The organism is Pseudomonas sp. AC463 (assembly GCF_979253585.1).
Genome location: NZ_CEEDDZ010000735.1, coordinates 1 through 263 on the forward strand (window position 1 = coordinate 1; position 263 = coordinate 263).

A 263-nucleotide genomic window follows, 5' to 3' on the forward strand; every position below is an offset into this window, starting at 1 on the left:
GGAAACGGTCGCCAGGAACTCCGACCCGATCCGCCTCCTGTCCCCGGCCGGCGCTCCGCAGGCGTATTTCGCCGGCTTCGGCTGGCGTGCCGAGGGCCTGACGCCGCCGGCCGCCGACGCCGTCTGGACCGCCTCCTCGCAAAAGCTCGCGCCCGGCCAGCCGGTGATGCTGACCACGACCAACGCCACCGGCCAGCGCTTCGGCATCCAACTCGCCGTCGACGACGGGTATATGTTCACCGTCCGCCAGACCGTGCAGAATG

Annotated in this window: 1 protein-coding gene; it reads left to right on the forward strand. The window is 70.7% G+C overall.

Annotated elements, in window-relative coordinates; genetic code table 11:
• Nucleotides 1-263, forward strand: a 263-nt coding sequence (locus AC0IYH_RS32150) for a YidC/Oxa1 family insertase periplasmic domain-containing protein (RefSeq protein ID WP_471838366.1), incomplete at both ends; no start/stop codon positions are given.